22 protein-coding genes and 2 pseudogenes are annotated in these 20,679 nt (G+C 52.7%); 12 read left to right on the forward strand and 12 right to left on the reverse strand.

The window, feature by feature from the left end:
- The 4 genes from IM313_RS11285 to IM313_RS11300 all read right to left on the reverse strand — a co-directional run bounded on the left by IM313_RS11285 (nt 1) and on the right by IM313_RS11300 (nt 4,127).
- Nucleotides 1–1,014, reverse strand: coding sequence for an ABC transporter ATP-binding protein (locus IM313_RS11285; RefSeq protein ID WP_048956123.1), 1,014 nt, complete (start codon nt 1,012–1,014; stop codon nt 1–3).
- Nucleotides 1,015–1,031: 17 nt separating this feature from the next.
- A complete protein-coding gene (gene ydcS / locus IM313_RS11290; protein ID WP_028013307.1) occupies nt 1,032–2,177 on the reverse strand; it encodes a putative ABC transporter substrate-binding protein YdcS in 1,146 nt (381 codons plus the stop codon).
- Between the two features lie 270 nt (nt 2,178–2,447).
- On the reverse strand, nt 2,448–3,857 hold the full coding sequence (locus tag IM313_RS11295) for a PLP-dependent aminotransferase family protein (protein WP_192971138.1): 1,410 nt from the start codon (nt 3,855–3,857) through the stop codon (nt 2,448–2,450).
- Between the two features lie 81 nt (nt 3,858–3,938).
- On the reverse strand, nt 3,939–4,127 hold the full coding sequence (locus tag IM313_RS11300) for a hypothetical protein (protein WP_028013309.1): 189 nt from the start codon (nt 4,125–4,127) through the stop codon (nt 3,939–3,941).
- A gap of 425 nt (nt 4,128–4,552) precedes the next feature.
- Between IM313_RS11300 and IM313_RS11305 the strand changes: the two genes are divergently transcribed.
- The 6 genes from IM313_RS11305 (at nt 4,553) to hslJ (ending at nt 8,995) form a co-directional block, all read left to right on the forward strand.
- Complete coding sequence (locus tag IM313_RS11305; protein ID WP_048999933.1) at nt 4,553–5,035, forward strand: Hcp family type VI secretion system effector; 483 nt, start codon at nt 4,553–4,555, stop codon at nt 5,033–5,035.
- Nucleotides 5,032–5,511, forward strand: coding sequence for a DUF2778 domain-containing protein (locus IM313_RS11310; protein WP_072058755.1), 480 nt, complete (start codon nt 5,032–5,034; stop codon nt 5,509–5,511). Before IM313_RS11305 ends, IM313_RS11310 begins: the two co-directional genes overlap by 4 nt.
- A 381-nt stretch (nt 5,512–5,892) precedes the next feature.
- Nucleotides 5,893–7,293: a cytochrome ubiquinol oxidase subunit I gene (locus tag IM313_RS11315; RefSeq protein WP_048999936.1), complete on the forward strand. Its 1,401-nt coding sequence runs from the start codon at nt 5,893–5,895 to the stop codon at nt 7,291–7,293.
- Complete coding sequence (gene cydB / locus IM313_RS11320) at nt 7,293–8,303, forward strand: cytochrome d ubiquinol oxidase subunit II (protein ID WP_048999938.1); 1,011 nt, start codon at nt 7,293–7,295, stop codon at nt 8,301–8,303. The genes IM313_RS11315 and cydB overlap by 1 nt, the downstream gene beginning before the upstream one ends.
- Complete coding sequence (locus IM313_RS11325) at nt 8,303–8,431, forward strand: DUF2474 domain-containing protein (RefSeq protein ID WP_008501283.1); 129 nt, start codon at nt 8,303–8,305, stop codon at nt 8,429–8,431. Before cydB ends, IM313_RS11325 begins: the two co-directional genes overlap by 1 nt.
- A 126-nt stretch (nt 8,432–8,557) precedes the next feature.
- Nucleotides 8,558–8,995 (forward strand): heat shock protein HslJ, encoded by a 438-nt coding sequence (gene hslJ / locus IM313_RS11330; protein ID WP_048999940.1) that lies wholly within the window; start codon nt 8,558–8,560, stop codon nt 8,993–8,995.
- Here the strand turns inward: hslJ and IM313_RS11335 are convergent, their stop codons facing one another.
- Nucleotides 8,996–9,262, reverse strand: coding sequence for a DUF333 domain-containing protein (locus IM313_RS11335; protein ID WP_028013313.1), 267 nt, complete (start codon nt 9,260–9,262; stop codon nt 8,996–8,998).
- A gap of 271 nt (nt 9,263–9,533) precedes the next feature.
- On the opposite strand from IM313_RS11335, the gene nifJ reads away from it, so the two are divergent.
- A complete protein-coding gene (gene nifJ / locus IM313_RS11340; RefSeq protein ID WP_192971139.1) occupies nt 9,534–13,058 on the forward strand; it encodes a pyruvate:ferredoxin (flavodoxin) oxidoreductase in 3,525 nt (1,174 codons plus the stop codon).
- Nucleotides 13,059–13,447: 389 nt separating this feature from the next.
- A complete protein-coding gene (ompC, locus tag IM313_RS11345; protein WP_192971140.1) occupies nt 13,448–14,587 on the forward strand; it encodes a porin OmpC in 1,140 nt (379 codons plus the stop codon).
- Between the two features lie 332 nt (nt 14,588–14,919).
- Here the strand turns inward: ompC and IM313_RS22560 are convergent, their stop codons facing one another.
- The 6 genes and pseudogenes from IM313_RS22560 to IM313_RS22565 form a co-directional block, all read right to left on the reverse strand.
- Nucleotides 14,920–14,997: a hypothetical protein gene (locus IM313_RS22560; protein WP_223239581.1), complete on the reverse strand. Its 78-nt coding sequence runs from the start codon at nt 14,995–14,997 to the stop codon at nt 14,920–14,922.
- A gap of 68 nt (nt 14,998–15,065) precedes the next feature.
- On the reverse strand, nt 15,066–15,488 hold the full coding sequence (locus IM313_RS11350) for a GFA family protein (RefSeq protein ID WP_048999945.1): 423 nt from the start codon (nt 15,486–15,488) through the stop codon (nt 15,066–15,068).
- 3 nt (nt 15,489–15,491) lie between these two features.
- The gene (locus tag IM313_RS11355) at nt 15,492–15,689 is read right to left on the reverse strand and encodes a hypothetical protein (RefSeq protein ID WP_028013317.1); all 198 of its coding nucleotides are present in this window, start codon (nt 15,687–15,689) and stop codon (nt 15,492–15,494) included.
- 64 nt (nt 15,690–15,753) lie between these two features.
- Complete coding sequence (locus IM313_RS11360) at nt 15,754–16,182, reverse strand: VOC family protein (protein WP_028013318.1); 429 nt, start codon at nt 16,180–16,182, stop codon at nt 15,754–15,756.
- A gap of 94 nt (nt 16,183–16,276) precedes the next feature.
- A complete protein-coding gene (locus tag IM313_RS11365; protein ID WP_192971141.1) occupies nt 16,277–16,621 on the reverse strand; it encodes a DUF1294 domain-containing protein in 345 nt (114 codons plus the stop codon).
- A gap of 127 nt (nt 16,622–16,748) precedes the next feature.
- Nucleotides 16,749–16,838: pseudogene (locus IM313_RS22565) on the reverse strand (ABC transporter); the annotation flags it as partial.
- Between IM313_RS22565 and IM313_RS22570 the strand changes: the two are divergent.
- The 3 genes and pseudogenes from IM313_RS22570 to IM313_RS11375 all read left to right on the forward strand — a co-directional run.
- Nucleotides 16,835–17,008, forward strand: a pseudogene (locus tag IM313_RS22570) (site-specific integrase); the annotation flags it as partial. The pseudogenes IM313_RS22565 and IM313_RS22570 sit on opposite strands and share 4 nt — an antisense overlap.
- Before the next feature lie 295 nt (nt 17,009–17,303).
- Nucleotides 17,304–17,975: an SOS response-associated peptidase gene (locus IM313_RS11370; RefSeq protein ID WP_192971142.1), complete on the forward strand. Its 672-nt coding sequence runs from the start codon at nt 17,304–17,306 to the stop codon at nt 17,973–17,975.
- A 117-nt stretch (nt 17,976–18,092) separates the two neighbouring features.
- A complete protein-coding gene (locus IM313_RS11375) occupies nt 18,093–18,365 on the forward strand; it encodes a hypothetical protein (protein WP_048998595.1) in 273 nt (90 codons plus the stop codon).
- Nucleotides 18,366–18,745: 380 nt separating this feature from the next.
- On the opposite strand, the gene IM313_RS11380 is transcribed toward IM313_RS11375, so the two are convergent.
- Nucleotides 18,746–19,675, reverse strand: coding sequence for an AraC family transcriptional regulator (locus IM313_RS11380; protein ID WP_048998593.1), 930 nt, complete (start codon nt 19,673–19,675; stop codon nt 18,746–18,748).
- A gap of 142 nt (nt 19,676–19,817) precedes the next feature.
- Between IM313_RS11380 and IM313_RS11385 the strand changes: the two genes are divergently transcribed.
- On the forward strand, nt 19,818–20,669 hold the full coding sequence (locus IM313_RS11385; RefSeq protein WP_048998602.1) for an aldo/keto reductase: 852 nt from the start codon (nt 19,818–19,820) through the stop codon (nt 20,667–20,669).
- The last annotated feature ends 10 nt before the right edge of the window (nt 20,670–20,679 follow it).

Genomic DNA, 20,679 nt, shown 5'->3' on the forward strand with positions numbered 1-20,679 from the left:
TCACCTCTCCTCCTGCAGGCGAATCATCGCCTCGCGCGACCACGACGCCGTGACGGCCTGCCCCGGCGCAATGCCGCTTAGCGGCGAGAAATCGCTGAGATTGGCCTGGCTCACCAGCAGTTTGGCACCGTCGGCGAGCCTGAGCTCAAGACGCGTGGCAGCCCCCTGATACTGAACGGCCTGGACGACGCCCTGCACCTGAACCTCACCCCCCTCATTCAGGCGGATATGTTCCGGACGCAGGGAATAGCTGCCCTCCATGCCGCAGACTTTATGCGCAAGGCCTGCATCGAAGACGTTCGAGGTGCCGACAAAACCGGCGACAAACGGCGTGCGCGGGCGCATGTAGAGATCGCGCGGGGTATCGACCTGCTCGATGCGCCCATTATTGAACACCGCCACCCGGTCCGACATGGAGAGGGCTTCACCCTGATCGTGGGTGACGAAAATAAAGGTGATGCCGAGTTCCTGCTGAAGTTTCTTCAGCTCGAACTGCATCTGCTCCCGCAGCTTGAGATCGAGCGCGCCTAACGGCTCGTCGAGCAGCAGGACGCGCGGTTCATTCACCAGCGCCCGCGCGATGGCCACACGCTGGCGCTGGCCTCCGGAAAGCTCCGAAGGCTTGCGGGCGACGGCAAAGCTTAAGCCCACTTTTTCCAGCGCGTCGCGAGCCTGCGCGTGGCGTTTTTTCTTGTCGACGCCTTTCACCATCAGCCCGTAGGCGACGTTATCGAGGATCGACATATGCGGGAACAGCGCGTAATCCTGGAATACGGTGTTCACGTCCCGCTCCCACGGCGGCAGCGCGCTCGCCTCTTTGCCAAAGATAGATATCGTGCCGCCAGACAGCTGCTCAAAGCCGGCAATCAGACGCAGGCAGGTGGTTTTGCCGGAGCCCGAAGGCCCCAGCATGGAGAAGAATTCTCCGTCACGAACGGCAATGGTGACCCCATCCACCGCCCGCACGTCGCCGTACAGACGGGAAACGTCATTAAACTCTACCGCGTACGTCATGTTCTGCTCCCGGATGATTAACGGCCACCCATGATGGCGATGTAATCCTGCGTCCAGCGGCTGTAAGGCACATATTTTCCGCCTTCTGCGATGGGGGTTTTCCAGAACATGATTTTGTCAAAATAGTTATAGCCGTTGGTTTCACAGCCCTTGTCACCCAGCAGCGTGCTGGCCTTACACCCTTCAGGCACGACGGGCAGCGAGCCAAACCATGCCGCCAGATCGCCCTGCACTTTCGGCGTGAGCGACCAGTTCATCCACTTGTAGGCGCACATCGGGTGTTTTGCCTGCGCATGCAGCATGGTGGTATCCGCCCAGCCGGTCACCCCCTCTTTCGGGAAGACGGTGGCAACGGGCTGGTTCTCGCCCTTCAGAGCATTCGCCTGATACGGCCAGGCGCTGGAGGCCACGACGCCTTCATTTTTGAAGTCGCTCATCTGGACGGTGGTGTCATGCCAGTAGCGGTGGATCAGGGCATGCTGGTCGCGAAGTACTTTGAGCACGGCGGCATACTGTTCTTCAGTGAGCTGATACGGGTCGCTAATACCCAGCTGCGGCTGAGTGGCTTTGACGAACAACGCCGCATCGGCGATATAAATCGGGCCGTCGTATGCCTGCACGCGTCCCTGATTGGTTTTGCCGTCCGGCAGATCCTGCTTCGTAAAGACCACGCTCCAGCTGTCTGGCGGCGTCGGGAAGGTTTTGGTGTTGTACATCAACAGATTGGGCCCCCACTGATACGGCGTGCCGTAGACCTTGCCGCCCACGTTAAACCACTCGCCCTTCACGATGCGCGGGTCAAGGGTTTTCCAGTTGGGGATCAGTTCCGGGTTAATCGGCTGAACGCGTTTTCCCATAATCAGGCGGAGCGAGGCATCACCTGACGCGGTGACAAGGTCGTAACCTCCCTTCGCCATCAGGCTGACCATTTCATCGGACGTGGCCGCCGTTTTAACGTTGACCGCGCAGCCGGTCTCTTTTTCAAACTGGGTAACCCAGTCATAATTTTTATCCGTCTGTCCGCGTTCGATGTACCCCGGCCAGGCGATAATATCCAGTCGGCCTTCCCCGTCGCCAATGGCCTTTGGTGGTTCTGCGGCTTGCGCGGTCATGATAGTCATGCCGAGCGCGCACAGGCTGCTGCGGGCAAATTTTTTGCTCATAAGAGTTACTCCTGTCGCAATGAAATTTAGCGGCAGCCGTGCCGTAAAAATATCTCCCTTATTAAACGTAGACCGCGCAAATGCGCCGCACCGTTCGGCTTAAGGAAATTTCATCAAGGTGTGACCGAGGACGCATTCCCCGTTAACTGGATTATAGACAAGGAGTTAGCCGCGAAAGCCGGTATGCAGATTTCATATGATATGGCACCGCAAAATATTTGCCGTGCCGTCGTCAGGATAAGAAATGATTATTTAAATAAAGGGGAAAAGTTATTCCATCATTGTGCTAATTAATTTACCTAACTGAATGACCGCCTGCTCTTCCCGCTCGCCCCACGCCCAGGACGTATTAAACCGGAAGAACGGCGTCCACGCGTCAGAGGTGGAAAACATCTTTCCGGGCGCAATGCTGATATGGTGCGTTAAGGCCTTTTCGCTCAGCAGCCCCGCGTCCAGCTGCGCAGGTAGCTCCAGCCATAAAAAATAGCCGCTGTCGTTGTGGTGGATTTTGACACCGGCGGGCATATGGCGCAGAAGCGACTGCCACGCCTGCTGTTTTCGCTCTGCGAGGGTTCGTCGCAGGCGGCGCAGATGGGCGTCGTAGCGTTTTGTCGCCAGATAGTCCACCAGCGCCAGCTGCATGGGGGAACTGGTTGAAAGCGTGCTCATCAGCTGCAGCTGCTGAATGCGGCGCGCGTGTTTTCCTGCCGCCACCCAGCCGATGCGAAACCCCGCCACCAGGCATTTTGAAAAGGAAGAGCAGTGAAGCGTCATATCTACCCGGTCCCAGGCTTTGGCCGGAAGCGGTTTTTCGCGACCAAAATAGAGCTCGCTGTAGACATCGTCCTCGATCAAAGTGACGTTGTGTTCCGTCAGGAGCGCGACCAGACGCGCTTTTTTTTCCGCACTCAGCGTAAAGCCAAGCGGGTTTTGGCCGTTGGTCATGAGCCAGCAGGCTTTTACGGGGTAGTCGTTCAGCGCCTGCTCCAGCGCATTCAGATCGATACCCTCCCGGACGTCTGTGGCGACCGACAGCGCTTTTAGCTTCAGACGCTCCAGCGCCTGCAGTGCGCCGTAAAAACACGGGTTTTCAACAATCACCCAGTATCCTGGCTCCGTCACCGCCTGCAAACTCAGGTTGAGGGCCTCAAGGGCGCCTGCGGTAATGACGATCTCGTCCGGCGAGATGTTCATCCCCTGCTGCGCATAACGGCGCGCAATGGCGTGACGGAGTTCAGCGTTACCGGGCGGCAGGTTCTCAATCACACTCATTGCGGTAGCGGTTTTACTGACGTTTGCCAGCGAGCGGTTGAGCTGCTGAAGCGGGAAAAGCCGGGGGTCGGGAAACGCGGAGGCGAAAGGAACAACGGACGGATCTCGGCTGGCCTGTAAGACCTCGAAGATATAGGTGTTGATATCTACCGCTTCATCACGCATTACCTGGGCAGGCGGCGCAGGCTGTTGTGCGGTCGGGCGCGAGGCAACGTAATAGCCCGACTGCGGCCTGGCGACAATGCGCCCCTGACTTTCCAGCATCTGATACGCGTGGCCAACGGTCATAAAGCTCATGCCGCTGCTTGCCACCTGCTCTCGCAGGGAAGGCAGCTTATCGCCTGGCAGCCAAACGCCAAGCTCAATCTGCGAGATAATTTGTTGCGCCAGACGCTGGTATTTTTTCATCAGATTCTCCTTATTGCCGACAGTGTATATCAGCAGGAGAAAAAGAGAAGATTTTGCTAACTGTTATAGTTTAAGTAAAAATTACTTACGGTACTCGGTAACGTGGCTTTGCGCCTGACGCGCAGCGGCCAGGTGATCGAGCGTGATCATTGACGATTTGCAAAAGATGCATTTCGCACCGAGCGGGTTTTTCTCAGATACATCAAAGACTGAGGTACGGTACTGCGAGCCATGACAGCATGGGCAGCGGAAATGGATATAAGAAGTCATAGGATTCTCCTGTGAACGTAAAAACGTAAATTACTCATGAGCCGATCAGGCAATAATGGTTTTAAACAAAACTAATCGGAATGTAGATAAAGACCCAAGAGAGGCTGCGGAGAGGCACAACGTGATGAGAACTGCTTTATGAAACTACGTCAGATATTTTTTTGGACTCAAAACCAGAAGACCATTAACGCACGGCGATGACGACAAAGCAAGCGGTTTAATGCCTAAAATTCATAAAAATAGTGTTTTTATTCAGAAACGCTTAATGCGGCACAAAATATTAGCGGGACCAATCTCAAGAAAAACATTTATAAATCAATGAAATATAAATATTTTGCATGGCATTTTTTGTCTAATCACCATAACACATTGGGAGTATTAACATCCATTCGGTATACGAACTGTGAAAGAAAAAGGAGTTTAAGATGGCCATTCCAGCATACCTGTGGCTAAAAGACGACGGTGGAGCAGATATCAAAGGCGCTGTCGATGTACAAGATCGTGAGGGCAGTATCGAGGTGTTGGGATTTAGTCATGGCCTGCATCTACCAACAGATAACATGACGGGGAAAATTACTGGTACTCGTATTCATTCAGCTCTCGTTTTTGAGAAGGAATTCGACAGATCAAGTCCCTATCTCTACAAAGCCGTAGCAAAAGGTCAGACGCTGAAAGGGGCTGAATTTAAATGGTATAAGATCAACGATTCCGGGCAGGAAGTTGAATACTTCAATATGCAGCTAGAAAATGTCAAAGTCGTCTCTATATGTCCACTCATGCATGACATTAAAAACCCGGCAACGGAGAAGCATAACCATCTGGAAAGTATCTCCCTGCGTTACGAAAAAATAACCTGGAAACACTGTGACGGTAATATTATTTTTTCTGACGAGTGGAAAGACAGATGATTCGGTGCACTTTTCATTTGAACGGCTATCAGCTTTCCACTTTGAGTTGCCCCGGCTTAGGCTTTTTCCCCGCGTATTCTGGAAATTCCGGGCATAACAGAAATAATCCTAATGCCGTTGCGACTCCTGAGGTGGGCCCCTTACCCCCAGGACTCTATTATATCGTGACACGTCCACGAGGCGGTTTTGGTACTCACTGGCATGACGCAATTAAAGGGTTAGAAAGCGGATCAAACCGTGACTTTTGGTTTGCTCTTTACCGCCACGATACTCACATTGACGACAGAACTTTTATCAATAATGTTGAGCGTGGTTCTTTCCGGTTACACCCGGCGGGACAATCTGGGATTAGCAATGGATGTATTACGTTGCCAAATCACTCCCATTACAGAATTCTGATGCATGGTCTACTGGCATCCGGCACGTTTAAAGTTACTGCTGGGTTAGATGCACTTGGAACAATACAGGTATATTGATGAATGCAAAAAAGCATACCCTGACCTGGGTTGTTGAAACATTGATGCTGTTTGTTATTTACTCACTTGTATGTTACTTCATGCCTGATGTATTACTTTATCATCTCTTCACCAGACATTTTGGCTTTATGACTGAACTTGAATGGAGTGAAAGCTATACACTGTTGCTTTTCATCTTCTCATTTTTGCTCAATGCCATGTTGATTTACCTCTGGGCATTACGAAAATGAACCTCCCTTGGGCAGAAATATTGCCGCCCAGCAATATAAAGCAAAGGCAGGCAAGAAAACTGTTATAGATAAATAACCCAGGTCTGTCTCTGCAACCCAGCGCTGGCGCGGCTTAGAATGGCATCGACATAATTACATCGCGGAGTATTGCATGTTTGGTTTAGATGCTTTTCACCTTGCGCGGATACAGTTTGCCTTTACCGTATCCTTTCACATTATTTTCCCGGCCATCACCATCGGCCTGGCCAGCTATCTTGCCGTGCTCGAAGGGCTGTGGCTGAAAACAAAAAATCCGGTCTGGCGCTCGCTGTACCATTTCTGGTCGAAGATTTTTGCCGTCAACTTTGGCATGGGCGTGGTCTCCGGGCTGGTGATGGCCTACCAGTTTGGCACCAACTGGAGCGGCTTTTCGCAGTTTGCAGGCAGCATTACCGGCCCGCTACTGACCTATGAAGTGCTTACCGCCTTCTTCCTCGAAGCCGGGTTCCTCGGCGTGATGCTGTTCGGCTGGAATAAAGTGGGGCCAGGGCTGCACTTCTTCTCCACCTGCATGGTGGCGCTGGGCACCATTATCTCAACCTTCTGGATCCTCTCCTCGAACAGCTGGATGCAGACCCCGCAAGGCTACGAGATCGTCAACGGTCAGGTGGTACCGGTGGACTGGTTCGCCGTGGTATTTAACCCCTCTTTCCCCTACCGCCTGCTGCACATGTCGATTGCGGCATTCCTGAGTAGCGCCCTGTTTGTCGGTGCATCCGCGGCATGGCATCTGCTGCGCGGGAATAATACCCCTGCCATTCGGGCGATGTTTTCGATGGCGCTGTGGATGACGCTGATTGTTGCACCCATCCAGGCCCTGGTTGGCGATATGCACGGGTTGAACACCTTAAAGCATCAGCCCGCCAAGATTGCCGCTATTGAAGGCCATTGGGAAAACCCGCCGGGCGAGCCTACCCCGCTGCTGCTGTTTGGCTGGCCTGACATGGAGCAGGAGCGCACCCGCTTTGGACTGGCGATCCCGGCGCTGGGTAGCCTCATCCTGACGCACAGCCTGGATAAACAGGTCCCTGCGCTAAAAGAGTTTCCAAAAGAAGACCGTCCTAATTCCACCATCGTCTTCTGGTCGTTCCGCATTATGGTGGGTTTAGGGATGCTGATGCTGCTGCTTGGGGTAGTGGCGCTTTGGCTGCGTTATAAAAAGCGGGTTTATTCTTCGCGTCCGTTCCTGTGGTTTGCCCTGCTGATGGGGCCATCCGGGCTGATTGCCATTCTGGCCGGATGGGTCACCACCGAAGTCGGCCGCCAGCCGTGGGTGGTCTACGGACTCCAGCGAACGAAGGATGCGGTTTCAGCCCATGGTGACCTGCATATGAGCGTGAGCCTGCTGGCCTTCTTCGTCGTCTATACCTCGGTATTCGGCGTGGGCTACAGCTATATGGTGCGCCTCATCCGAAAAGGCCCGCAGCCGCATGAATCGTTCGCCACCGAGTCCGATGGACGCCCGGCGCGCCCGCTTTCTGCCGTCACAGCTGAACATAAGGAGCAGCCATAATGGGTATCGATCTTTCCATTATCTGGTTTGTCATCATCGTCTTTGCCACGCTGATGTATATCGTCATGGACGGGTTTGATCTGGGAATCGGTATTCTGTTCCCGGCAACACAAAACGCCGACGATCGCGACGTGATGGTCAACAGCGTCGCACCGGTCTGGGACGGCAATGAGACCTGGTTGGTGCTGGGTGGTGCCGCCCTGTTCGGTGCATTCCCACTGGCCTATGCGGTGATTATTGATGCTCTGACCATTCCGCTGACGTTAATGCTGATCGGACTTATATTCCGCGGCGTGGCGTTTGAATTTCGCTTTAAAGCCACCCCGGCCCACCGTCCTTTCTGGGATAAGGCGTTTATTGGCGGTTCCGTTCTGGCGACCTTTACCCAGGGCGTGACGGTAGGTGCCGTCATTAACGGCTTTAGCGTCACTGGCAGAACGTATACCGGTGGACCGTTTGACTGGTTTACCGCGTTTAACCTGTTCTGCGGCGCGGGTCTGGTGGTGGCCTACGCGCTGTTAGGCTCAACCTGGCTGGTGATGAAAAGCGAAAATGCGCTGCAGCAGCGGATGCGTGAGGTATCGAAAACGCTGTTAATCGTGCTTCTGGCGTTTATCGCAGCGATCAGCCTCTGGACGCCGCTGGCGCACCCGGCCATCGCGGCGCGCTGGTTTACGCTGCCGAATCTGTTTTATCTGCTGCCAGTCCCTGCCCTGGTCATCATGTTTAGCTTCTACCAGTGGCGCTGCCTGAGTAATCCTGACAGCCATGCTCGGCCGTTTATTCTGACGCTTGGGCTAATATTTCTCGGCTTTAGCGGGCTTGGGATCAGCATCTGGCCGCATATCATACCGCCGTCGATCACCCTGTGGCAGGCCGCCGCGCCGACGCAAAGCCAGGGCTTTATGCTGGTGGGCGCGCTGTTGATCATTCCCGTTATTCTGGTCTACACCTTCTGGAGCTACTACGTATTTCGCGGCAAAGTTCAGCCTGGGGAGGGTTATCACTGATGCAACAACCTGTCTGGAAAAGATTGCTGTGGCTGGCCATTATCTGGGGCGGCAGCGTTCTTGCGCTGGCAGCAGTCAGCATGCTCTTTCGCATGCTGATGACGGCTGCCGGGTTTAAATCGCATTAAACTTCATTCCGGGCAGCCCTGCGCTGCCCGGCACCACCCCGCACTTTCAGATAAACCCCATTAACGCACCGCAGAGTATCGTTACACTGGTAAAAGATTCACAGAATTTATTATTTGAGAAGAAAAATGAAAAAGCTCATCGCGTTAAGTGTTATCAGCCTTGTCCTCAGCGGCTGCGTTAATCCAGGCAAAGCATCCGTTCAGCCGGATCAGCTGAAGAGCCACCGTTTTGTTCTGGAAAACGTGGACGGCAAATCCGTGAAGGGCATGACAACGCAGCCTGAGATCGCTTTTAACGCGCTTCCCGACATTAGCCTCATTGATAACATTAGCGTTTCGGGCCAGATGTGTAACCGCTTCAACGGGCAGGGAAAGCTGTCCGAAGGTGAACTGAAAGTGAAAACGCTGGCGATGACCCGCAAATTTTGTACCGAACCACAGCTTAACGAGCTGGATCAGGCCATCGGCGACATGCTGCGCAAAGGGGCGCAGGTCGACCTGACTGAAGACCAGCTGACGCTGGCGACGGCCGATAAGACGCTGATGTTTAAGCGAGCAGAATAATCAGTAGCTACCGCAGCTTCCAACGGCAAGCGACTGTTCACTGCAGCGTTTGCCGTTTGGCAAGGCGCACATCCCAATAGCCGAACCGTCAAGCTGGCGGGCAACAGACAGCGAGCCGCCAATCATGGCGCAGTTGGCCTGGCCTGAACTGGACATTGCCGCTTTCATTCCCGGCGCCACGTGGGCCGCCGTGGCCTGCTGCACAGGTTCACTGCTACATGCCGACAACAACAACGCGGCACATCCTACCCAAAATGCTGAACGCATGCTCTCTTCCCCGTAATTAGTGCGAAACCTAAGCATAATAGGCATCACATCCCGTGTCGTCGAGAGCGGAAGTGCGTATTTATGCGCCGCTGAAACAATTTCTCGCAATTTTTTCGCCCTAAGTTTGATCTAACCATTGATGGTGGGAATACCGAGGACACAAAAGCGAAAATCGTAAAACCCCCTGTTTGCTAGACTACACAGATAATATTCAGGGTTTGTCGCCTTATGACAGCCCCCTATTTTTTGCGCAATGTAAGGGTGTCGTCCTATGCAAACTATTGACGGTAATGGTGCAGTTGCCTCAGTCGCGTTTCGCACCAGTGAAGTTATCGCCATCTATCCGATCACGCCAAGTTCAACTATGGCCGAGCAGGCGGATGCCTGGGCGGGAAACGGGTTAAAAAACGTCTGGGGCGATGTCCCGAGAGTGGTTGAAATGCAGTCTGAAGCGGGTGCGATTGCTACGGTCCACGGTGCGCTGCAGACTGGCGCGCTTTCCACGTCGTTCACCTCCTCTCAGGGATTGCTGTTGATGATCCCAACGCTGTACAAACTCGCGGGACAACTGACCCCCTTCGTCCTGCACGTCGCGGCGCGTACGGTGGCCACCCACGCACTCTCAATTTTTGGCGATCACTCGGACGTGATGGCCGTGCGCCAGACCGGATGCGCGATGCTGTGTGCCAGCAGCGTTCAAGAAGCGCAGGACTTTGCCTTAATTTCGCATATCGCCACGCTCAAAAGTCGCGTGCCGTTTATTCACTTCTTTGATGGTTTCCGTACCTCTCACGAAATCAACAAAATCGTCCCGCTGGCTAACGAGACTATCCTTGAGCTTCTGCCGCAGGCGGAAATCGACGCGCATCGCGCCCGCGCCCTTAACCCGGAACATCCGGTAATTCGCGGGACATCGGCAAACCCGGATACTTATTTCCAGTCACGCGAGGCCACAAACCCGTGGTACAACGCGGTTTATGACCACGTCGAGCAGGCAATGAATGACTTTGCCGCCGCAACCGGACGCGAGTACAAGCCGTTCGAATACTACGGCCATCCGCAGGCCGAGCGCGTGATTATGCTGATGGGATCCGCTATCGGCACCTGTGAAGAAGTCGTTGACGAGCTGCTGACCCGCGGCGAAAAGGTCGGCGTGCTTAAAGTGCGTCTTTACCGCCCGTTCTCGGCTAAACATCTGCTCTCTGCCCTGCCGGAAAGCGCGCGTACCGTGGCGGTGCTCGATCGAACCAAAGAGCCGGGCGCACACGCGGAACCGCTGTATCTTGACGTGATGACCGCCCTCGCTGAAGCCTTTAATAACGGCGAACGTGAAACGTTACCGCGCGTTATTGGCGGTCGCTATGGCCTGTCTTCCAAAGAGTTTGGGCCGGACTGCGTGCTGGCCGTGTTTAACGAGCTAAGGGAAGCGAAACCCAAGCCGCGTTTCACGGTCGGCATTTATGATGACGTAACGAATCTTTCCCTGCCTTTACCGGAAAATACCCTGCCTGCGACGGCCAAACTTGAAGCGCTGTTCTACGGCCTGGGCAGCGACGGCAGCGTCTCGGCCACCAAAAACAACATCAAGATCATCGGCAATTCAACCCCGTGTTACGCGCAGGGTTACTTCGTCTACGACTCCAAAAAAGCTGGCGGTCTGACCGTTTCTCACCTGCGCGTCAGCGAGCAGCCCATCCGCTCGGCCTACCTTATTTCTCAGGCCGACTTTGTTGGCTGCCATCAGCTGCAGTTTATCGACAAGTACCAGATGGCTGAGCGCCTGAAGCCCGGCGGTATTTTCCTCCTCAATACGCCATACAATGCGGATGAGGTCTGGGCGCGCCTGCCGCAGGAAGTACAGACGGTGCTGAATCAGAAAAAAGCCCGATTCTATGTGGTTAACGCGGCGAAAATTGCCCGCGAATGTGGCCTGGCCGCGCGTATTAATACCGTCATGCAAATGGCCTTCTTCCATCTGACCAATATCCTGCCGGGCGACAGCGCGCTGGTGGAACTTCAGGGCGCCATCGCCAAAAGCTACAGCAGCAAGGGGCAGGAGCTGGTAGAGCGAAACTGGCAGGCGCTGGCGCTGGCGCGCGAGTCGCTGTTCGAGGTGCCGCTGCAGCCGGTCAATGACGCCAGCCCGAATCGCCCTCCGGTGGTCTCGGATTCCGCACCTGATTTCGTGAAGACCGTCACGGCCGCCATGCTGGCCGGGCTGGGTGACGCCCTGCCCGTCTCTGCGCTGCCGCCGGACGGAACCTGGCCGATGGGCACCACCCGCTGGGAAAAACGCAACATCGCCGAAGCGATCCCCATCTGGAAAGAAGAACTCTGTACCCAGTGTAACCACTGCGTCGCGGCCTGCCCGCACTCGGCCATTCGCGCCAAAGTGGTGTCACCGGAAGCAATGGAAGATGCCCCGGCCAGCCTGCACTCTCTGGATGTAAAATCCCGCGACATGCGCGGCCAGAAATACGTTCTGCAAGTCGCACCGGAAGACTGCACCGGGTGTAACCTGTGCGTTGAGGTTTGCCCGGCGAAGGACAGGCAGAACCCGGACATCAAAGCCATCAATATGATGTCGCGCCTTGAACACGTTGAAGAAGAAAAAGTGAATTATGACTTCTTCCTGAACCTGCCGGAAATCGATCGCAGCAAGCTGGAACGCATTGATATTCGTACCTCGCAGCTGATCACGCCGCTGTTCGAGTACTCCGGCGCATGCTCCGGCTGCGGTGAAACGCCGTACATCAAACTGCTTACCCAGCTGTATGGTGACAGGATGCTGATTGCCAACGCCACCGGCTGCTCGTCTATCTATGGCGGTAACCTGCCCTCCACGCCGTACACCACCGATGCGAATGGGCGCGGTCCGGCATGGGCTAACTCGTTATTCGAGGATAACGCCGAATTTGGCCTGGGCTTCCGACTCACCGTTGACCAGCACCGCGCGCGCGTGATGCGCCTGCTTGAACAATTTGCCGATAAGATCCCGGCTGAACTTAACGCGGCGCTACACGCAGAAGCCACGCCAGAGGTTCGTCGCGAGCAGGTAGCTGCACTTCGCAGCGCACTCAAGGGAATTGACGGCGCTGAACAGCTTCTGACCGACGCTGACGCCCTGGTCGAAAAATCGATCTGGCTGATTGGTGGTGACGGCTGGGCTTACGACATCGGCTTTGGCGGGCTGGATCATGTATTAAGCCTGACCGAAAACGTCAACATTCTGGTTCTGGATACGCAGTGTTATTCCAATACCGGTGGGCAGGCATCGAAAGCCACGCCGCTGGGCGCCGTCACGAAATTTGGTGAACACGGTAAACGCAAGGCACGTAAGGATCTCGGCGTGAGCATGATGATGTACGGCCACGTTTACGTCGCGCAAATCTCGCTGGGGGCGCAGCTTAACCAGACGGTGAAAGCCATTCAGGAGGCTGAATCGTATCCGGGGCCGTCGCTGATCATTGCCTACAGCCCGTGCGAAGAGCATGGCTACGACCTGGCCCTCAGCCACGATCAGATGCGTCAACTGACGGCCACCGGCTTCTGGCCGCTCTACCGGTTCGATCCGCGCCGTGCGGACGAGGGCAAATTACCGCTGGCGCTGGATTCACGTCCGCCGTCAGATGCCCTGGCAGAGACGCTGATGCAGGAACAGCGCTTCCGCCGTCTGAATGCGCAACAGCCTGAGGTGGCAGAACAGCTCTGGAAAGACGCCGCCGAAGATCTGCAAAAACGGTATGACTTCCTGGCACAAATGGCGGGTAAAGCCGAAAAATCAACCAGCGACTAACTCCACTGCCCGGCTTGTCCGGGCATTTTTTTGCCATAAAAAAAGCCCGATGTCTTCACATCGGGCTAATCCAGATAATTAATGAATCTCTCTTTAGTTTCCCAAATGACATTCACGATAATTATGGATAAATAATCTTAAAGGCATATAACGGCGCAGAGATTACCTGATTTAATCACCAATTAATAATTTTTATTTAATATGAATCATTTTCAATCATTCACCACAACAATGATCATTTCCGTGGATTTATTCCTTTGAGATTTTACTCAATTAGTAACAATTATATTTTATTACTCTTTCACAGGAGTGATTTAGCATGGGACAACTTTCGGTTTCAGAAAGTTCAACAGGTAATCAAATAAAAACAACTGCAAAGGAATATCACGATGCAAAGAAAAGTACTGGCTCTGATGATTCCAGCTCTGTTAATGGCTGGCGCCGCGCATGCGGCAGAAATTTATAATAAAGACGGCAACAAATTAGATCTGTACGGAAAAGTAGATGGTCTGCACTATTTCTCCGATGATGCCTCTAAAGACGGCGATCAAACCTACATGCGTCTGGGTTTCAAAGGTGAAACGCAGATTAACGACATGATGACCGGCTACGCGCAGTGGGAATATAACATTCAGGCGAATAACACCGAAGGGTCTGATAATCAGTCCTGGACGCGTCTGGCCTTCGCGGGTGTCAAAGTGGGTGACTACGGTTCCTTCGATTATGGTCGTAACTATGGCGTGCTGTACGACGTGGAAGGCTGGACCGATATGCTGCCTGAGTTCGGTGGCGACTCTTACACCTATGCGGATAACTTTATGACCGGCCGCGCCAACGGCGTGGCAACCTACCGCAACACTGATTTCTATGGTCTGGTGCAGGGTCTGAACTTCGCGCTGCAGTATCAGGGCAACAATGAAGATGCCAGCAACAATCAGGAAGGCACCAACAACGGCCGCGACATGCGTTATGAGAATGGTGACGGCTTCGGTATTTCAACCACCTATGATTTCGGCATGGGGTTCAGTGCCGGTGCCGCCTACGCCTCATCTGACCGTACAAATGACCAGGTAAGCGCAGGTACTGGCGCTGCATCTCAATATGCGGGTGGTGATAAAGCGGATGCCTGGACTGCTGGCCTCAAATATGACGCAAATAATATCTACCTGGCGGCGATGTATTCTGAAACCCGTAATATGACGCCGTACGGTTTAGGTGATAGCAAATCAGGCGGTGGTATTGCCAACAAAACTCAGAACTTCGAAGTGACCGCACAGTACCAGTTCGATTTCGGTCTGCGTCCGGCCATTTCTTACCTGCAGTCTAAAGGGAAAGACCTGGGCAACGGTCAGGGCGATCAGGACCTGGTTAAATATGCGGACGTAGGCGCGACTTACTATTTCAACAAGAACATGTCCACCTACGTTGATTATAAAATCAACCTGCTGGATGAAGATGACAGCTTCTACAAAAACAACGGTATCAGCACCGACGATGTCGTTGCATTAGGCCTGGTTTACCAGTTCTGATGGTCAGAGCCCGCATGACGCTGCGGGCTCTCCTTTTTTTGATGTTTGTCTCACAACAGCGCTTTATCGCGATATTGTTGAGGATAAGTTGAAAGAAAGCGGGTTAGACTGCGCCGATATCCCCCTCTTCATTAAGGATACCTGCGTTGTTTGGTCGTATATCCGTTACCATTCTGACACTTTTAGCATGCTTGTGGATGGCGTTAATCTTTGATTTTCGAGATATTGTCGGGCATCTCGGCACGCTGCTAAACCATCTGGATCACCATTAACAGTGATTCCCAGAAAAAAGCCACCAGCAGTGCCGGTGGCGGTCATACGCATTTCGAGCGTTATTTTTTCACGGGTTGAGGTTTTTTATCCCCTGATTCCGGGGCCTCACGCGGATCGTCTTTTTCTACACAGAGCATAATTTCTCCTGTTTTAGAAACCCACTTCCCACTATAGCCAGGCTGATAAAAAAAAGGCCAGGCGGTGATTAATCTTGATTGATCTCTTTTTTGCGAAACGAGAGATAGCCAAAAACGCCGCTTTCGCCGTCGCTCGGATGGTTTACGCCATCCATCACCGTCACTTCTGGGAAATCAAACGGCGACACATTTTTAAAACAGGCCACATTGACGCCGTATTCATTTGGGTTAGAGCGACGCTGATGGAACGTGTAAATCCCGCAGACCGAGCAGAAGAAATGCCGCGCCGTCCCCGTGTTGAACCGGTACTCCGTCAGCTTATCCTCACCTCTGGTCACGGTGATACCCGACAGCGGTGCAGAGACCACAATCGCGCCCCGCATACGGCAAAAAGAGCAGCTGCAGCGCCGCGCGGTATTCAAGCCGTCAGTCAGTTCGACGGTAAAGGCCACCGCACCACAGTGGCACTGTGCATGACGAATGTCAGCCATTGGCTATACCCCTTTTCTTACCAGTTCGGCAGCTTTGAGAAAAACCTCATCTTCTACACCATCGCCTTTCTGCCTGCCCAGCCTGACAAGTTCGTTGACAATGCTGTCACGATCGATCGTTTTTTGCGATGAAACCAGCCCTATAACGGCAGCCCCAATCGCCAGCCCCACTAATCCTGTTTGTTCGTCTTTGTTCTTCATACTCATGCTCCTGATACAACAAACAAGCGTAGCAGGATTTTTCAGACCGTTTTCAGGCGTTTTACTATTTCGCCTGGATCGCTGTTATTCCGACACGCTGGCCGTATGAAAGCTCTAAGGTATTACCGTCAGGATCGGCAAAAAATACATAATAGCCGACGGGGTCACCCAGATCTTCCGGCGCTTTCCTCAACACCCCTTCTTTAGCGGCCATCGCAGTTTTTCTGTCAATTTCTTCGCGCGTGGCGCAGGCAATCCCAAGGTGGCCAAAATGCCCCAGCGGCGTATCGGTCACGGTGTCCGCTTGCACCAGAACCAGCGCAAAAGGACGCGTATGGTCAGTTAGCCACGCCACTTTACGGGCAGTTGGAAGATCGGGCTCACGCGAATGGATGACGTCCATCCCGGCATATCGGCGATAGAAAGCAAGGCTCTTCTCCAGATCCCTGACCATAAACGCAACATGAGTGAATCCTACATCAATATCTTTCATTTTAAGATGTTACTCCTGTATCAACATGTCGTAGCCATCTTAAAAGCTTAAGTTAACTTGAGGTCAACGGTGAATTTGTGCGTCCTGATGACGTTCAAAAAAGAATAAAGGGAAAGAAATGATAAAGCGCCGCCGTGGCTGAAATATTCACGACGATGCTCAGCAAAAACCAGGTTTTGAAGGGTTGCTTCTGCGTTTTATGGCGAAAGAGCTGTTGGCCCAATATGGCGCCTGGCCACCCTCCCACAGTACCAAACGTCAGTAAAGTGACTTCCGGTATCCTGCGCATCGCTTTTCGTGCCGCCGTTTTGTCGACACCATAAATCGCTATCGTCAGCATATTAATCAACAGAAACCACATGGCAAAAGGATACGAGGAAAAAAAGCTGCCGATCGCAGCGAAGATCAGCAGAACAAAACAAAAGCGATTTAATGTCATAGGGTCAGTCACGGAATATGTAAGCGTATGTCGGGAAAGCATTATACGCTATCTTACGCATTATCCGGTCAGGTGCTATCAGCCCGCTATTGCATGCGGGCATCAAAATGAATGACCTCTTCGACGCACCGAATTGCATTTTGTGAAGCTTCGCATACGCGCCATCATGAGCAAGCAGTACCTTATGGCTTCCGCGTTCAACGATAACGCCAGTTTGTTTTGGTCCCCCCTCTCCCGGATGGCGAACAGAAAGCCGACTACGCTTTATTAGCTATTGCGCAGAGTGTAAAACGTGCTGGCATTCGCCGCCGGAATCCGTACCATACGCGGCATACTTTTGCCTGCTGGCTATTATCTGCCGGCGCTAACCCGTCTTTCGCCGCTACTGGCTCCGAAGGTAGTAATAAATGCAAGAAAATCAATCTAATACAAAGAAAGAGCAATACAACCTGAACAAGCTACGCTGATTTTGCCAACCCATTGATATCATTGATTTTATCATTTAATTCAATTAGTTATAGCATAATAACTTCTCCCTGAAGCTACCCAGAACTACATTTTTTGTGCCCTTTTTTTGCCCCTATTTCGCATTTTTGCCCCTAAATTTGCCCCTAACTTTACTCAGTACGTACCTCTTTTTCTCCCTGCCCTATACTTTCAGTCTGACTGATTGGAGGTTTCTATGTGTGGACGTTTTGCACAAGCACAAACCCGTGAAGAATATCTGACTTACCTGGCCGACAAAGCCGATCGTGACATTGCCTATGACCCGGAACCTATTGGCCGGTACAACGTGGCGCCAGGTACCAAAGTCCTGCTGCTGAGCGAACGCGACGAGAAACTGCACCTTGATCCAGTTTTCTGGGGTTACGCGCCCGGGTGGTGGGGTAAGCCGCCACTGATTAACGCGCGCGTCGAGACGGTGGCCACCAGCAGGATGTATAAACCTCTCTGGCAGCATGGCCGGGCAATTTGCTTCGCTGATGGTTGGTTCGAATGGAAGAAAGAAGGTGATAAGAAACAGCCTTATTTTATCCATCGGGCAGACGGCCAGCCGATTTTTATGGCGGCGATCGGCAGCACACCGTTTGAGCGAGGCGATGAAGCAGAAGGTTTTTTGATAGTAACGTCTGCCGCTGACAAAGGCCTAGTGGATATACACGATCGGCGGCCGCTGGTACTGTCACCTAGAGCGGCGCGCGAGTGGATGCGTCAGGATGTCGGAGGGAAAGAAGCTGAGGAGATAGCAGCCGATGGTGCTGTGTCAGCCGACAAGTTTATCTGGCACGCAGTGACGCGCGCCGTTGGAAATGTGAAGAATCAGGGGCCGGAGCTAATCGAGGTATCACAATAGTAAGGTCAAAAGAGACGTGTCACGTCCGAAATGAGCGAGAAGCGGACATTGAGAATCATTTCCTGTGCCGACGTTTTATGTTTTCCTTCGCTTAGGCAACGGAACAAGGAACTCACCGTGAAAATTTACTGGACCCTGAAAAGTATTACCGAACTAAAAGACTTATCTTATCGGGAGCGCGGAAGACGGTGGCGGAGCGCGTATAAATCGGTCTTCCGGCACTGGCAAACCTGGGGAGGCCTCGCCCTCTGCGCGGCCTTCGGCGGCGCGGGAGCGTACTTTGGCGGCATAGCAGGCACCGTAATATTTTCTGGGCTCGGCGGCTTTATTTATGGACAGATCGTGACACACGTTATCCTGAAATATTATCGGCACCGGCTACAGGGCTAAGCCAACTGATTTGTCAGGCCAGGAAGAGTTCCAGGCTCATCAGGCTGCAAGTGATAGGTCTTCGTTCAACGCGTCTCATTGAATGCCACGCGGGATCAACTCATAGTCAGCCAGTTGTGCCGGACTGGTATCCCTGAGCTGTGGGAAAGGTCTACGGAAAATATGAGTTTTGGATCAGGAAATCCTCAATCGTGCTGATTATACCGGGAGAATGAGATTTTCTGGATGATATGAAAACACATTGATCAAAAATCCCTGAACCGCAGGATTAAAGAGCTTCATCATTGATGTTCCTGTAAAACTCAGCGTACCTGTCAATTTATATTAATGTCCTGCTCTCCATTGATTAATGGCCCGGACTCAGACCTGCTTCCAGGCGGTTACTCCGTGCCGGTAAGATCGGGGGATCCCGGATGCTGATCGCGGTAAAGTCGCGGAGCCACGCCATAAACGCGTTTGAAGGCCGTACTGAAAGTGCTTTCCGAGTGATACCCCAGCTTAAAAGCAATCAGCTTTACAGACTCCCGGGTGTGCCTCAGGGATTTACCTGCAAGCCGCATTCGCCAGTTCGTCAGGTACAGGAGAGGCGTAAGCCCGGTAGTGTCCTTAAATTTTCGTGAAAAACCAGCCCGCGATATACCGGCTATGGCCGCCATTTCGCTCAGACGCCATGTTTTTTCTGGCTCCTGATGGAGTGCTCTGAGTACCCTGTTGATCCGGATATCGGTATAGCTGGTGAGTACCCCGTCACCACTCCGGTTATTTTCCATTCCGTTTCGTAACACCTCTATCATAATAAGGTGCATGAGATGGTCACAGGCCTGAGAAGCGCCTGGCTTTTCTGACACTTTCTCATTGAATAAAAGGGTCATCAGGGTGCTGAGGGACGAATTTTCTTTTGCATAGGTATCAAAACGGAGCACCAGAGGCAGATCCTGAAGCAGAAGATCAGAGGCGGCGGAGTCAATCTCCATTTTTCCGGCCAGCAGCAGATTATCCTCGCCGCCGTAGTTGACCGTTTCCCTGACTCTGGGGCGTTTTTTCTCCAGGGACTCTTCCACCGGACAGGTGACATCTGTGGCCATCATAAAACATGCGTTTCGGGTGAGGATCACGCCCGTGCCAGCCTCCATTCTCATCCATTCGGGCTCGGCTTCAGGTCTGAACCAGAACGCGCCCTTCCTGATGTAAATGAATTTCAGGCCATTAAAGCCTGGAAAAGCCATGTGCCAGTGATGACCGGCCGACAGGCCAGCGGTGGCATAACTGCGGGCTGAAAGCAGGTTGAGGATATCAGAAAATGGATCCATTAGATTTTTTCAAATGTGATTTGGACTTAACGTTATTAATAAGCTAATCCGGCTGCCGTAGGATAGCAATATTCCGTGAGCCCTTGAACAAGAGCTCAGCCCTGTAAGGGTCAATGATGACTAACGTGAAAGGAAAATGCTGATGAAATTTACGACGCTTAATAACGGCGTTCAGATGCCCCTGCTGGGTTTTGGCGTCTATCAGATGCGCGATTTGAAACAGTGTCAGGAGGCCGTTCTTGGTGCACTTGAGACGGGTTACCGCATGGTTGATACCGCCGCAGCCTATGAAAATGAAGTGGCGGTTGGCGCAGCCATTCGCGAAAGCGGCCTGCCGCGTAACGATATGTTTATTACAACAAAACTGTGGGTTCAGGACGCCGGATATGACAAAGCCCGCAGTGCATTCATGCGCTCGCTTGAACGTCTGAAACTTGACTACCTCGATCTTTATCTTATCCACCAGCCTTATTCTGACGTTCATGGGGCATGGCGCGCGATGGAAGAGCTTTACGACGAAGGACTGATTAAATCTATCGGCGTCAGTAATTTTGCTCCGGACCGGCTGACCGATCTGGCCACCTTTAACCGTATTAAACCTGCCGTCAATCAGGTCGAAATGCACCCCTTCTTTCAGCAGGCACAGAACGTGGAATTTATGCAGGGCATTAACGTGCAGCCACAATCATGGGCCTCGTTCGCTGAAGGAAAAAACGGCCTTTTCAACAACCCGGTGCTTGCTTCTCTTGCCCGCACTCACAACAGGAGTGTGGCCCAGGTTATCCTGCGCTGGCTGATCCAGCGCAACGTTGTCGTTATTCCGAAATCAGTCAATCTGCCGCGTATTCAGGAAAACTTCAATATTTTCGATTTTTCTCTCAGTGATGCTGACATGGTGGAAATCAGCCGGCTGGATACGGGTAAAACATTATTTACTGAACACAGCGATCCGGAACGGATCAGAACTGTCGGCACAAAGATTTTTAATACCTGACTGCTTATCC

The sequence above is a fragment of the Enterobacter cloacae complex sp. P2B genome, from assembly GCF_014895985.1.
GTDB classification, from domain to species: Bacteria; Pseudomonadota; Gammaproteobacteria; order Enterobacterales; family Enterobacteriaceae; genus Enterobacter; species Enterobacter bugandensis.